This is a genomic window from Brevundimonas sp. (assembly GCF_051860745.1).
Taxonomy (GTDB): Bacteria; Pseudomonadota; Alphaproteobacteria; order Caulobacterales; family Caulobacteraceae; genus Brevundimonas.
On sequence record NZ_JBHYDN010000003.1, the window covers coordinates 238113 to 251997 of the forward strand.

A 13885-nucleotide genomic window follows, 5' to 3' on the forward strand; every position below is an offset into this window, starting at 1 on the left:
GCCGACCTCCCTTGCCCCTCTTCCCTCGACCTTCGCCCCTATTCCGCCCAGCGGGGCTTGCGCTTGTCGAGGAAGGCCCGAACCCCCTCCTGGCCCTCTGGCGAGACGCGGGCGCGGGCGATGCGCTTGGCCGTCTCCTCCATCAGGGAATGGTCGATGCGATGGCCGGCGACCTGGTGCACCAGCCGTTTGGCGTCGCCGACGGCTCCGGGCGCGCAGGCCTTCATGCTGTCGGCGAAACTCTTGATGAAGCCGTCGATGTCGTCCGCGCTGTCCAGCACATGGCCGATCAGGCCAAAGCCCCTGGCCGCGTCGGCGTCGAACAGATCTGCGGTCATGAACAGGGCCCGGGCGGTGCGGACGCCGACGGCCTCGACGACATAGGGGGCGATGGTCGCGGGGATCAGGCCCAGCTTGACCTCGGAGAAGGCGAATTTCGCGCCCTTGACCGCCACGGCCATGTCGCAGGCCGCGACGATGCCGGCCCCGCCGCCCATGGCCGCGCCCTCGACGATGGCCACGGTCAGGGCCGGGACGTCGTGCAGGGCCTTGAGCATCTTCGCCAGGCCCATGGCGTCGTCGCGGTTGTCGCTTTCAGACCATCGGACGGCGTCGGCCATCCAGCCCAGATCGGCGCCCGCGCTGAAGGTCCCGCCGGCGCCGCGGATGAACACCACCCGCACATGGTCGGCGCCCTGCAGGGTCTCGAAGGCCTCATACAGGGCGGCGATGGTCGGCGCGTCGAAGGCGTTGCGCTTTTCGGGCCGGTTGATGGTGACGAAGACCACGCCGTCGGCGGTGGAGTCGATCCGCACCAGGTCGTCATTGGCGTCGGGAGCCGGGTCGGCCAGCAGCGGATGGGCGATGGCGTTGATCTCGGCGGCTTCGCCCGGGGTGATGTCGAGGGCGTTCAGGTCGGCTTCGGTGGGCTTGTTCATGGTCGGTCCTTCGCGGCTGCCTGTCTGTAACGCATCCCCAGGTAAATGGCAGCGTGTCGGGTTGGCAGACCGGGGTTATCTTGACAGGGCGACCCCGCTCGTCTTGATGAACAGAAGATTAATGGGAGCCGTCCCAGGGACGAGACCACCTCATGTCGCAGCCATCCACTCCCCGCAATCGCAAACCGGCCAGGCTGACGCAGGCGAAGATGAAGCTGGCGGCGGAGATCCGCGATCAACTCCAGGCCCAGGGCGGCGCGGCGCATCGCGAGGTGGTCATCGGCCGCATCCTGCGCCGCAAGGGCGTCCACGGTCCCGCCGCCGAACGCACCCGTCGCGCCCTGCTGTCGGCCTTCGAACTGCACGCTCATCCGGAACCGGGCAGCGAGGCCCCGCACCTGTTCGACCTGCCGTTCGGCCCGGACTCCTACCGCTGGGCGCTGGACGAGCCGGCGCGGCCGGCGATCACATTCTGAACACGCCGAACGTCGTCTCCGGGATCGGGGCGTTCAGCGAGGCCGAGATCGCCAGCCCCAGCACATCACGAGTCTGGACCGGGTCGATGACGCCGTCGTCCCAGAGGCGGGCGGTGGCGTGGTACGGATTGCCCTCGTCCTCGTATTTCTGACGGATGGGGGCCTTGAAGGCCTCGGCCTGTTCGGGCGTCCAGCTGTCGGCGTCGCGGTGGACGGTGGCCAGGACGGCGGCCGCCTGTTCGCCGCCCATGACGCTGATCCGGCTGTTCGGCCAGGTGAACAGGAAGCGCGGCGCGAAGGCGCGGCCGCACATGCCGTAGTTGCCGGCGCCGAAGCTGCCGCCGATCAGGACGGTGAATTTGGGCGCCTCGGCCGAGGAAACGGCGGTGACCAGTTTGGCGCCGTTCTTGGCGATGCCCTCGGCCTCGTATTTGCCGCCGACCATGAAGCCCGAGATGTTCTGCAGGAAGACCAGCGGGATCTTGCGCTTGCAGGCCAGTTCAATGAAGTGGGCGCCCTTGAGCGCGCTCTCGGAGAACAGCACGCCGTTGTTGGCCAGGATGGCGACCGGATAGCCCCAGATGCGGGCGAAGCCGCAGACCAGGGTCGTGCCGAACAGCGCCTTGAACTCGTCGAACTCGGAGCCGTCGACCAGACGCGCGATAACCTCGCGCACATCGTAGGGCGCGCGGACGTCGTCGGGGATGAGGCCGTACAGTTCCTCGGCATCGAAGGCCGGGGCGCGGGGCTCGCGCACGTCCAGCGAAACGGTCTTCAAGGTGTTGAGGCTGTCGACGATGGTGCGAACGATCTCCAGCGCGTGTTCGTCGTTCTCGGCGACATAGTCGACCACACCGGACTTGCGACCGTGGGTCTCCGAGCCGCCCAGCTCCTCGGCCGAGATGACCTCGCCGGTGGCGGCCTTCACCAGCGGCGGGCCGGCCAGGAAGATGGTGCCCTGGTTGCGGACGATGATGCTCTCGTCCGACATCGCCGGGACATAGGCGCCGCCGGCGGTGCACGATCCCATGACGCAGGCGATCTGCGGGATGGCCTTGGCCGACATCCGCGCCTGGTTGAAGAAGATGCGGCCGAAATGGTCGCGGTCGGGGAAGACCTCGGCCTGGTGGGGCAGGTTGGCCCCGCCGGAATCGACCAGATAGACGCAGGGCAGGCGGTTCTGCTCGGCGATCTCCTGCGCCCGCAGGTGCTTCTTCACCGTCATCGGGAAATAGGCGCCGCCCTTCACCGTCGGGTCGTTGGCGACGATCATCACCTCGCGGCCCGAGACCCGCCCGATGCCGCAGATCATCCCGGCGCCCGGGGCGCCGTCGGGGTCCTTCGCGTCGCCGTACATGCCGTTGGCCGCCAGCTGGCCGATCTCGAGGAAGGGCGAGCCGGGGTCCAGAAGCCGTTCGACCCGGTCGCGGGGCAGCAGCTTGCCGCGCGAGACATGGCGGTCGCGGCTGGCGTCCGACCCGCCGCGGGCCGCCCGGGCGACCCTGGCGTGGAGCTCGTCACGAAGGGCCCGGTTGTGGGCGTCCAGCGCCTTGAAGGCGGGGCTGTTCGGGTCGATGGCGGACGTCAGCTTGGGCATGGGGCTGGTTTAGGGCGGTTCAGCCGAACGCTCCATACCAAAAGCTATCGTCATTCCGGGCGAAGCGTAGCGAAGGCCCGGAACCCAGCGGCGCGCGCGAGCGCGAAACTGTCGCGGACACCCTGCCCGAACAGGTCGCCCTCGGCGCCGCTGGGTTCCGGCCTTCGCCGGAATGACGATAGCAAGGCAAACTTATGTCAGGCCGGAGAGAACCGAGGTTGACGCCGTCGCGCCTCCATGGCCCTTCCCCCCTCCCATGATCGGCTTCAACGTCCAGACCCGCGCCACCCTGAAAGACCTGCTGCACCTCGCGTGGCCGGTGGTGCTGGCGCGCATCGGCATCATGACCATGGGGCTGACCGATGTGATCGTGGTCGGCAACTGGTCGGGACTTGAGCTGGCCTACAGCTCGCTCGCACTGGCGCCGACCGCCATCGTGGTCACCACCGCCGTCGGCCTGATGATGGGGGTGCAGGTGATGACGGCCCGCTTCCTCGGCGAAGGTCGGCGGGACGAGGTCGGGGCGGTGCTGCGGCGCGGCGTGTCCTATTCGCTCCAGCTGGGCCTCGCCTCGATGTTCGGCCTGATCCTGATCGGCCCCTGGGCGCTGCAGCATATGGGATTGGCTGCCGGACTGGCGGACGGCGCCTCGCCGGTGCTGGTCGTCTTCGCCCTGTCGATGCCCGGCTATCTGGTCAGCGTCGCGGCGCAGTTCTTTCTCGAGGCCCTGCACCGGCCGCGCGCGGGCATGTGGGCCATGTGGATCGCCAATGGGGTCAATCTGGCGCTCAACCTGCTGCTGGTGCCCGACCTGCTGGGGATAGGCATGGACGGAGCCGTCGCCTCGGCCTGGGCGACCTTCGTGGCCCGGACCTCGCTGGCCGTCTTCCTGATCGTCTACATCGTGCGCCTGCCCGAAGCGCGGGCGCTGGGGATCTTCAACCGTCCGAAGCCCGACCGGCCCGCCGAGCGCGAGCAGCGCAAGATCGGCTATGGGGCGGGATCGAGCTATTTCATCGAGGTCGGGGCCTTCGCGGCCATGACCTTCATCGCCGGCCGGCTGGGGGCGATCGAGACCTCGGCCTGGGCGATCGTGCTCAACGTCTCGGCCATGGTCTTCATGATCCCGATGGGTCTGGCCTCGGCCACGGCGGTGCTGGTGGGGCGGGCCCATGGCGCGCGCGACGGACGCGGCGTGCTGCGCGCCGGTCTGGTCGGGATCGGCGTGGTCACGGCCCTGACGCTGGCGGTCGCGCTGGTGGTGTGGCCCGGAGCGCCGCTGATCGCCAGCGCCTACAACCGCGATCCGGCTCTGCTGGCCGTCGTGACCCCGGCTCTCGTCCTGACGACCCTGTTCTTCGTCGCCGACGGCATCCAGGTGGTCTCGGCCTCGGCCAACCGCGCGGCGGGCGACGTCTGGTGGCCGACGATCATGCATTTCGCCTCCTACAGCCTGATCATGATGCCGCTGGGCTGGTGGTGGGCGCATGGGATCGGCGTCAACGGTCTGGTCTGGGCGGTGATCGTCGCCAGCCTGGTGTCGTCGGTGCTGCTGACGGGGCGGTTCGTGCGAGTGGCGCGGCGGCTGGCGCCGCAGGGATGAGGGATGAGGGACCAGGGATGAGGGGCGGGGTTGCGATATGGCCTCGTACTCGCCACTAACCGTCATCCCTAGTCCCTCATCCCTAGTCCCTTCCCGGAATCCATGGCCCGCATCCTCATCACCTCGGCGCTGCCGTACATCAACGGCATCAAGCATCTGGGGAATCTGGCGGGCTCGATGCTGCCGGCGGATGTCTATGCGCGGTTCAAGCGCGCCCAGGGCCACGAGGTCCTCTACATCTGCGCCACCGACGAGCATGGAACCCCGGCCGAACTGGCCGCCGGCGCCGCCGGTCAGGATGTGCGCGCCTATTGCGACGAACAGCATGAGGTCCAGAAGTTGGCGGGTCAGGCGTTCGGCCTGAGCTACGACTGGTTCGGCCGCTCATCGAATGCGCCCAACCACCGGCTGACCCAGCATTTCGCCGACGTGCTGGAGAAGAACGGCCTGATCGAGGAGCGGGTCGACCGGATGATCTATTCCGTCGATGACGCCCGCTTCCTGCCCGACCGCTATGTCGAGGGCACCTGCCCGCACTGCGGCCACGTCGGTGCGCGCGGCGACCAGTGCGACAACTGCGGCCGGTTGCTGGATCCGACCGATCTGATCGACCCGTATTCGGCGGTGTCGGGCTCGCGGAATCTCGAGGTTCGCGACACGCGGCACCTGTATTTGCTGCAGACGAAGCTGGCAGACCGCATCCGCGCCTGGATCGGATCGAAGACGGACTGGCAGATGTTGGCGCGCTCCATCGCCCTGAAGCATCTCGACGAAGGCCTGATCGACCGCGGCATCACCCGCGACCTGAAATGGGGCGTGCCCGTGGTCGGTCCCGACGGCGGACCGCGTCCGGGTATGGAGGGCAAGGTCTTCTATGTCTGGTTCGACGCTCCGATCGAATACATCGGGGCGACCGAGGAATGGGCTGATGCGACCGGGACCACCTGGCGCAACTGGTGGCGCACGGACGAGGGGGCGGACGACGTCCGCTATGTCCAGTTCATGGGCAAGGACAATGTCGCCTTCCACACCGTCAGCTTCCCGGCCACCATCCTCGGCTCGGGCGAACCATGGAAGACGGTCGATACGCTGAAGGCCTTCAACTGGCTGAACTGGTACGGCGGGAAGTTCTCGACCAGCCAGAAGCGCGGCGTGTTCATGGATCAGGCGCTGGAGCTGCTGCCCGCCGACTACTGGCGCTGGCACCTGACGGCCTACGGGCCCGAGCATTCGGACGCGGCCTTCACCTGGGAGCAGTTTCAGTCGACGACCAACAAGGACCTGGCCGACGTGCTGGGCAATTTCGTCAACCGCATCGTCAAGTTCGCCGAGTCGAAATTCGACGGCGTCGTGCCGGACGCGGGCGAACCCGGTCCGCTTGAGGCGAAGCTGGAGGCCGACCAGCGCGCCGGCATCGCCGAGGCGACGGCCCAGTTCGAAGCCATGGAGTTCCGCAAGGCGGCCGTGGCCCTGCGCGCCGTCTGGGTGCTGGGCAATGAGTATCTGCAGGAGGCGGCGCCGTGGACCGCCTTCAAGACTGATGTGGATCGCGCCGCCGTCGGCGTGCGCACCGGCCTGAACCTGGTCGCGCTGTTCGCACGTCTGGCGGCGCCGGTGATGCCGGATTCGGCGGTGAAGATCGCGGCGGCGGTCGGGGCGACGGACCTCAGCTGGCCCAGGGCGGATGAGCCTCTGCTGGATACCCTGCCGCGCGGCCAGACGGTGGCGGCGGCCGGGGTGCTGTTCACCAAGATCGAGGACGGTCAGGTGGCGGAGTGGTCGGAACGCTTCGGCGGGGCGGGCGTCTAGGACGCGAGCTTGAGTTCCAGCGAAGGTGGTGGAACGGGGTGTCCAACATCGGCTGCGGCTTCCATCCAGGCGACAATAGCGTCCCGGACGTTGATGATGGCCTCCTCGGGCGTCTCACCGTCGCTCATGCAACCGGGCAGGTCAGGGACAATCGCTGCATAGCCGCCGCCGTCCTCCTCGGAGAGGGGCTGAACGATCACAGGGTAGTCGATTGGCGCGGCGTTCATGCGTTCAACTCGTCGATGAACCTGACAAGGTCGCGAATATACACTGGCTTGATCGGACGCGCGAACGGGATCGACAGCTTACGACGGATCGAAGGATGGGCGACCTTGTAGTGTGAACTCCCGCCGCGTGAGGGTTCGCACAGGATACCGTGTTGTCGGCACACCTGTTCGACATCCAGGATCCGCCAACCCGCTCGTGGATTGGCCCGCATGGCTTCCAGACATTTGCTCATTCGAACGCGGGCCAAAGCTCTTGTCCCGCGAAGAGTGTCTCAACTATCAAGCGCACACAACCAAAAAGAGATTTCTCCTTTGGTTGGCGTGGACCTCAAGGGACGACTGTTCTCGCCGGCGGCTCCGGCGCGGCGGACAGGGGCTGTCTGAGGCAGACCTGGAGCTTCTCGCCCGTCTCGGCCTTGCAGAATTTCGCAACCTCCTGCGGTGCGATGTCGATTAGCGATGGGACGGCGTCATTGTGCTTGCCGACATTCAATGTGCGCACCACGGACGCACGATAGCCGTCCCACACCATGTGCAAGGCCACGTATAGAACGATGACCAGGCCGACGTAGCCGATCCAGCGATGTTTGGTCAGCAGTTTGGCGATGAAGGTCGCGGCCACGCCCATCAGGGCGATGGACAGGATCAGGCCGAAGACCATGATCCAGGGGTGCTCATGCGCCGCGCCGGCCACCGCCAGCACATTGTCCAGCGACATGGTCACGTCGGCGATCATGATCTGGATCAGGGCCGCGGCGAAGGTCTTGCGCTTGAGGCCCAGCGCTTCGGGCGGCGGGCCGCCGCCGTGGTGGGCGGACATCGCGGTCTCAAGCTCGGCCTCGGCCTCGGCCTGGTCATGGGTGCGCTGCTCCTGCAGTTCGCGCCACATCTTCCAGCAGACCCACAGCAGCAGGATGCCGCCGGCCAACAACAGGCCGATGATGGCCAGCAGCTGGACGGTGATCAGGGCGAAGCCGATGCGCAGGACGACGGCGGCGGCGAGACCGATCAGGATGGCCTTCTTGCGTTGCTCCGGCGCGAGGGCGGCGGCGGCGAGGCCGACGGCGACGGCGTTGTCGCCGGCCAGCACCAGATCGATCATCAGCACCTGGCCCAGCGCGGAGAGCTGGCTGGCGAGTTCGGGAGACGAAAGGAATTCCATGGCGGCTCTCTAGCGGGGCAGGCGGGACGCGCCAAGTCTCCTCCCCATCGCTATGCGACGGGGAGGTGGATCGGCGGCGCAGCCGACGAGACGGAGGGGTTGTTGAAGCAGACGAGGTCGCGGGGCGGCAAGAGCCCCTCCACAACGCTTCGCGCGGTCCCCCTCCCCATCGCTATGCGACGGGGAGGAGACGGTCACGACGACTGTTTGCGGTTGGCCTCATAAAGCGCCACCGCGGCGGCGTTGGAGACGTTCAGACTCTCAAACCCGCCGGGCATCGGAATCTTCGCCAGCACATCGCAGTGTTCGGCCACCAGACGGCGGATGCCGTCGCCTTCCGAGCCCATGACCAGCACAGTGGGGCGGTCGTCCAGCGCCTGTTCCAGCGTCAGCTCGGCCGAGCCGTCGAGGCCCACCGCGCGCCAGCCCATATCGGCGAGCGTCTCCAGCGCCCGGCTGAGATTGGTCACCCGCGCGCAGGGCAGGCGTTCCGTCGCGCCGGCCGATGCCTTGGCGAGGACTCCGGCCAGGGCGGGCGAGTGCCGGTCCTGCACAACGACGCCCCTGGCGCCGAAGGCCAGGGCTGAGCGGAAGATGGCGCCGACGTTCTGGGGATCGGTCAGCTGGTCCAGCATGACGATGACGCCGCCGTCTCCGGCGATGTCCTCCAGCGCCACGCCTTCCAGCGGCTGGACCTTGAACGCCATGCCCTGGTGCACCGCGCCGGGAGGCAGCATCCGGTCCAGCGCCTGGACCTCGATGACCTCGATCTTGTGGCCGTTGGCCAGCCTGTCGCGTTCCAGTTCGGCGGCGCGGTCGGCGGTCGCCAGCAGCCGGCCCATGCCCTTGCGGGCCGGATTGGCCAGGGCGGCGATGACGGGATGGCGGCCCCAGACGAAATTGTCGGCGTCAGCCTTCGCGCGCGACGGGCGCGGGGCGGAATCGGAGAAGGCCTTCGGCTTGGGATTGGGGTTCCAGCCGCCACGGTCGGGGCCGCCCTCGGCCGGGCCCTTGGCGCCCGCACCGGGGCCGCCGGAACGGGCCGCGGACTTGTCGCCGAAAACCGGCTTTTTGCCCGATTTCCGGTCGTTGCGTTCTGGTTTTCTCGACACTATAAGACGCCCTCCGATTTGGAGCCCTGAGGGCTTTCGGGTCTGGCGCCCCTCCTAAACCAGGCGACGCGGGACACCGAGAGCTTTTGTTGTTTCGACGGCCGAAAGGTCGGCGAGACATCGGTCCGACGGTTCGAAAACGCGCTGGGGGAATGTCCCGAGTGGCAAAGGGGGGGGACTGTAAATCCCCTGCGTAAGCTTCGCAGGTTCGAGTCCTGCTTCCCCCACCACGCGGTTTCGAAACGAAGGTCCGGACCCCATATCGGGTCGGCTGCGGAGGGCTTAGAAGCCCGACGCAGTCTCCGTGCGGGTATAGTACAATGGTAGTACAGCAGCCTTCCAAGCGGATTTTGCAGCTTCTCATAGCTTCTCATCCCGACCCGCGACGGCCCTAAAACCCTTATGGTGCTTGGCTTCGACGTTCTCATGTGAGACTCTCTTACTCGCTCCTATTCGCATGATTGCGGAGCCAGAAAAGAGACAGATCCCATGCCGGTCCTGCATCTGACTGACATAGCGGTTCGGGCTCTCAAGCCGACAGACGGGTACGTTTCCTATTGGGATGACACGACGCCGGGCTTTGGAATCCGCGTCGGGAAGCGATCGAAGACTTGGATGGTGATGCGTGGCCGCAACCGCGAGCGCATTTCCATCGGCAAGTACGGAGACCTTTCGCTCGCCGAAGCGAGGGCAGAGGCCAAGCGGTTACTTTCGACCGCTCCCGAACCCAAGGCTGTCACTCTGACCTTTGCCAAAGCCCGCGAGCGATTCATCGAAGAGAATTATCGGGACGCCAAGCCCCGTACAAAGGCGGAGGCTGAGCGGCTCCTCAAGAAACATCTCAAGGGCCTCGACCACCGCCGGCTTCACTCGATCGACGACGCAGACGTGAAGAGGGAGCTCGACAAGCTCTCTGACACCCCGTCAGAGCAGCTACACGTCTTCCGTACGGCCCGGTGCTTCTTCCGTTGGTGCGTCCGTCCTCCAAGGCGGTACATCAAGCACAGCCCCATGGAGGGGTACGAGCCGCCGTCGAGCGACAGGCGGGGCACCCGGATCCTTTCGGATGACGAGCTCAAGGCCGTCTGGAAAGCCGCTGAGAAGCCGCCACACGCGATTATCCGGCTTTTGATACTCTGGGGGACCCGGAATACCGAAACGATCGTCACGGAGCGCAAATGGGCCTCTGACGCGGTGCTGACTATCCCTGGAGAGTTCACCAAGAACGGCAGGGATCACAGCATCCCTATCTGTCCTCTGGCGCAGGAGACGCTCGACCTGTTCCCTGAGGGGACCCATTTTTTCCGTTCCCGCTGGGGTGACGGGCACCTTTCCTTCGCCGGTCTCGCCAAGATCAAGGCGGAGGTCATGAAGGCGAGTGGCACGAAGGACTGGCAGACCCGCGATCTACGCCGGACGTTCCGCTCCAATATGGCCCGGCTCAGGGTGCCGCGGGACGTGGCAGAACTCCTCATCAACCATGCCCCGCCCGTCCTGGATGACATCTACGATCGCTACGACCGCCTTGAGGAGAAGCGGGAAGCCCTCGCCAAGTACGAGACCTTTCTGATATCGTTCCTCGCCCAGGGTCGAACCTGAGTGTCGCGACACTCCAGAAATGGAGTACCGCGATGAGGTTCTTATCGAAGAAGCAGGTGAAGGAGCTAGTCACCTACAGTCTCGCGCACACGGCGCGTCTCGAAGGCGAAGGGAAGTTCCCTAAACGGGTACGACTCGGGACCGGCAGGGTCGCTTATGTGGAGAGCGAGGTGCAGGCATGGATGGCTTCCCGCGTTGCCGACCGCGATGGACACACCGACTCCTAACGGAGTCACTAAGAGGCCCGACGGGAAACCGCCGGGTCTTTTTTTGGGCCTTCATCAGACAGTTTCCTTGGCGTCGGTACCGCATGGACGCCGCGTAGCTTCCGCCCCCAGCGGGCTTCAGAAAGCGTGCAAAAATAGCGGCACACAGGCGGGGATAGCCCCCCTTACCCTGTATGCCGGGGTCACCGTCCCGGAGACCCTTATTCCGCAACACTATTCGTCTGGCTACCCGCCACGACCCCTGAGCTTCCTAAGGGCCCATTCACGGAACCCCTGGACCTCTCCGTACCGGTCAAGGCCGACCTGCGCAGCGCTTGACTCACGCGGCCAGCGCGCCTTTCTTAAGGTTGTTCAAGGGGGTCAACATGCAACTCAAACTTCAACGCTCTCAGCGCGAGGGTGGCGTGGTGTCGAAGTCCGTCATCTTCTGTCTCGACGCGAGGGTTGAGTTCACCCCCGCCGAGCAGGCCAGCATCACGCGCTACAAACTCCACAAGCAGGTGATCTACAACAGCGAGGCCGCTCAGAAGCACCTGGCCAGCGCCGGCATGAGTATGGCGACCGGCAACATGATCGGAAGCCTCAAGGGCATGGCGTCTGTGGCCTTCGCGGCCTTGAACCTTAATATCAGCATCGAGAGCCTTCAGCGCGGCCAGCACGTCGAATGCAAGAGCATGGATGAGCTGCTCGGCGCAGAGGACGCGATCATGACCGCATGCCAGAACCTGCGCGGCTATCTGGATACTGCAGCGACGTTTGACGGCAGAGAGGTCCTCATCGACTTCAACACCCCGGAGCCCCAGGTCGTCGCCACCGCGACCGCGCCGGCTCCCATGCTTGTTGCTCCGGCCGCCGCTAGAGCCCAGGCCGGCCCTCAACCGGCCCTTGAAGCAGGCGCAACGCACCATCGCACCGCCGACGAGACGGCGGGTCTCAGCCCAGATCCTCACATCAGCATGGGCGGCGACGCCGGCGCGATGGCACAGGAGTTCAGCATCGAACCCTTCGTCCGTTGGTGGCAGAGGTTGAGCGGCGGGCAGAAGGTCGGGGTCGTCGCCGGGACCCTGTTCATCCTCTTCTTGTTGTCTCAGTGCATGGGCTGATGAGCACCTACGTCCCCTTTTTCCGGCGTTTCACCGACGAGAAGGGGAGGGACCTCGACGAGGCGCGTCAGCTCTATGCCTGGGTGAAGGCCCGACAGGACGCCTTCTCCGAGACACCGGTCACGGTGGGCAAGCGGGTCTATGCCTACCTCGATGATCTCCCCGACGACCTGGACCGACCTTTCCTGTACGCCCTCCACGACTTCATGGAGGCCGAGACCCAGATGTGGGCGCTCCCGGCTCCCGACTTCGAGCGGATGAGCCTCAAAGAGTTCGTCGAGTACCGGAACCTCCTCTACGCGAAGCAGTACTTTTTCACGAACCAGGAGGCGGTGCTTCAGAGCTTCCATGAGGCGCTGGTTCGATTGCTGTACGGCCTCGCCCGGGAGGTTCCGAAGACAGAGACCCCCTCGCCCTTCACCATCCCGCTGATCCACACGCTTGAGGAGCCGAAACTGGCGATCGAGCAACCGTTCGGCACGCTTCTGAGCGGTCCCTACGAGGATCAGGGGCTTTTCAAGGCGTTTTCGTCTCAGCTTATGCAGAACCTCTGCCGCGTCTCTGGCAAGGATTCCCCAGACAGCAAAAAGCCCTGGAAATATCCCCGCGACAGCGCGATGCCGCTCGGGGACATGGTGGACGCCTATCTCGGCGAGACGCCGCTTCAGGCGCTTTTCAAAGCGCCCGTCCCGTTGAAGCTCTCCCACGAGGACCGCTTCAATCATATGCACATCGTGGGGGGCACCGGAGCGGGCAAGACGACCCTCATCGAGAACCTGATCCTCCACGACATCGCGTCGGATGACCCGCCGTCTCTGGTCGTGATCGACCCGCACGGGGACCTGATCCAGAAGCTCACGCATGCGGACCTGGGCATCGAAGATCGGCTCGTCATCATCGACCCCAGGGACATTCGGCATCCGCCGGCCCTGAATATCTTCGCCGTCAATCAGGACCGGCTGGGAGCGTATGACGAGGCCACACGCGAGCAGGTCACAGCGGGGGTCATCCAGACCTTCGACTACCTCTTCACCGGCCTCCTGGGGGCCGACCTCACCGCCAAACAGGGCGTCTTCTTCCGGTATGTCACGCGGCTAATGCTTTCCCTCCCGGAGACGATGGGGCGCAACGCGACCATCCTCGACATGCTCCACCTGATGTCAGACGACGCCCCGTATCGGGAGGCGATCGCCGGCCTTCCCGACATCCCGCGGGAGTTCTTTCTGAGGGACTTCCCCAGCAAAACCTTCCAGCAGACCAAGGAGCAGATCCGCTATCGCCTGCAGGCCATTCTCGAGAACCCGACCATGGCCCGGCTCTTCACCAGTCCGGAGACCAAGGTCGACTTGCACGCCGAGCTCAACAAAGGCTCCATCATCCTGGTCGATACCGCCAAGGACTACCTCAAAGGTGCGTCCGATAATTTCGGCCGCATCTTCATTTCGCTCACCCTTCAAGCGATCCTGGAGCGCGCCGCGATCCCCGCGGCTGATCGCAAGGACACATTCGTCTTCGTGGACGAGGCCGCGTCCTATTTCGACAGCAATATCGATGACCTTCTGACCGACGCCCGAAAATACAGGTGCGGATTGGTGCTGGCGCACCAGTACCTCGACCAGGCGTCCGCCTCGTTGAAGGCCTCGCTCGCCGCCAACACGGGGGCCAAGTTCGCATCCGGTCTTTCCGCTTCGGACGCTCGTGCGATGGCGTCGGATATGCGGACAACCCCCGACTTCATCCTGGCCCAACCCCGGCTCCAGTTCGCCGCGCACATCCGCAACGTCACGCCCCACGCCGTGTCCATCCCGATCACGCCAGGAGCGCTTGCGGCACGGCCGAGGCTCGACGCCGAAGCCTACCAAAGGCTCATGGATCGGAACCGGGCCAAAGTCGCGCTCAGTACGATCGCGCCTCCATCAACTCCTGCAGATGAGCCGACACGCCCCGGCCCGGACGAAGATATTTCCCCGGACTGGTAGAAATTTTCGGCTTCTCAAGCGACCGCATGGCGCATCAAACCCGCTCGCCACAA

Annotated in this window: 12 protein-coding genes and 1 tRNA gene; 8 read left to right on the forward strand and 5 right to left on the reverse strand. The window is 65.6% G+C overall.

The features are described 5' to 3' along the window. Positions 1-38: 38 nt before the first annotated feature. Complete coding sequence (locus ACTIEW_RS05620) at positions 39-938, reverse strand: enoyl-CoA hydratase-related protein (RefSeq protein WP_439476925.1); 900 nt, start codon at positions 936-938, stop codon at positions 39-41. 152 nt (positions 939-1090) lie between these two features. Here ACTIEW_RS05620 and ACTIEW_RS05625 point away from each other — a divergent pair, with 152 nt between their 5' ends. Beyond that, positions 1091-1414: a hypothetical protein gene (locus ACTIEW_RS05625; protein WP_439476926.1), complete on the forward strand. Its 324-nt coding sequence runs from the start codon at positions 1091-1093 to the stop codon at positions 1412-1414. Here ACTIEW_RS05625 and ACTIEW_RS05630 read toward each other — a convergent pair. Further along, positions 1404-3011, reverse strand: a complete 1608-nt coding sequence (locus ACTIEW_RS05630) for a carboxyl transferase domain-containing protein (RefSeq protein WP_439476927.1) — start codon at positions 3009-3011, stop codon at positions 1404-1406. The genes ACTIEW_RS05625 and ACTIEW_RS05630 overlap by 11 nt on opposite strands. A gap of 256 nt (positions 3012-3267) precedes the next feature. Here ACTIEW_RS05630 and ACTIEW_RS05635 point away from each other — a divergent pair, with 256 nt between their 5' ends. Beyond that, on the forward strand, positions 3268-4614 hold the full coding sequence (locus tag ACTIEW_RS05635) for an MATE family efflux transporter (protein ID WP_439476928.1): 1347 nt from the start codon (positions 3268-3270) through the stop codon (positions 4612-4614). Positions 4615-4716: 102 nt separating this feature from the next. Next, positions 4717-6423: a methionine--tRNA ligase gene (metG, locus tag ACTIEW_RS05640; protein WP_439476929.1), complete on the forward strand. Its 1707-nt coding sequence runs from the start codon at positions 4717-4719 to the stop codon at positions 6421-6423. Here the strand turns inward: metG and ACTIEW_RS05645 are convergent. From ACTIEW_RS05645 to rlmB, 3 genes are all read right to left on the reverse strand, one after another. Continuing rightward, positions 6420-6650: a type II toxin-antitoxin system HicB family antitoxin gene (locus ACTIEW_RS05645; RefSeq protein ID WP_439476930.1), complete on the reverse strand. Its 231-nt coding sequence runs from the start codon at positions 6648-6650 to the stop codon at positions 6420-6422. The genes metG and ACTIEW_RS05645 overlap by 4 nt on opposite strands. Before the next feature lie 328 nt (positions 6651-6978). Then, positions 6979-7812, reverse strand: coding sequence for a TerC family protein (locus ACTIEW_RS05650; protein ID WP_439476931.1), 834 nt, complete (start codon positions 7810-7812; stop codon positions 6979-6981). A 194-nt stretch (positions 7813-8006) separates the two neighbouring features. Then, positions 8007-8924, reverse strand: coding sequence for a 23S rRNA (guanosine(2251)-2'-O)-methyltransferase RlmB (rlmB, locus tag ACTIEW_RS05655; protein WP_439476932.1), 918 nt, complete (start codon positions 8922-8924; stop codon positions 8007-8009). Between the two features lie 146 nt (positions 8925-9070). Between rlmB and ACTIEW_RS05660 the strand changes: the two genes are divergently transcribed. The 5 genes from ACTIEW_RS05660 (at position 9071) to ACTIEW_RS05680 (ending at position 13832) form a co-directional block, all read left to right on the forward strand. Then, positions 9071-9154, forward strand: a tRNA-Tyr gene (locus tag ACTIEW_RS05660). Positions 9155-9413: 259 nt separating this feature from the next. Further along, a complete protein-coding gene (locus tag ACTIEW_RS05665; RefSeq protein WP_439476933.1) occupies positions 9414-10523 on the forward strand; it encodes a tyrosine-type recombinase/integrase in 1110 nt (369 codons plus the stop codon). A gap of 32 nt (positions 10524-10555) precedes the next feature. Beyond that, entirely contained in the window at positions 10556-10750 is a 195-nt protein-coding gene (locus ACTIEW_RS05670) for a helix-turn-helix transcriptional regulator (RefSeq protein ID WP_439476934.1), read from the forward strand. A 365-nt stretch (positions 10751-11115) separates the two neighbouring features. Then, positions 11116-11853: a hypothetical protein gene (locus ACTIEW_RS05675; protein ID WP_439476935.1), complete on the forward strand. Its 738-nt coding sequence runs from the start codon at positions 11116-11118 to the stop codon at positions 11851-11853. Next, on the forward strand, positions 11853-13832 hold the full coding sequence (locus ACTIEW_RS05680) for a type IV secretory system conjugative DNA transfer family protein (protein WP_439476936.1): 1980 nt from the start codon (positions 11853-11855) through the stop codon (positions 13830-13832). Before ACTIEW_RS05675 ends, ACTIEW_RS05680 begins: the two co-directional genes overlap by 1 nt. Positions 13833-13885 lie beyond the last annotated feature (53 nt).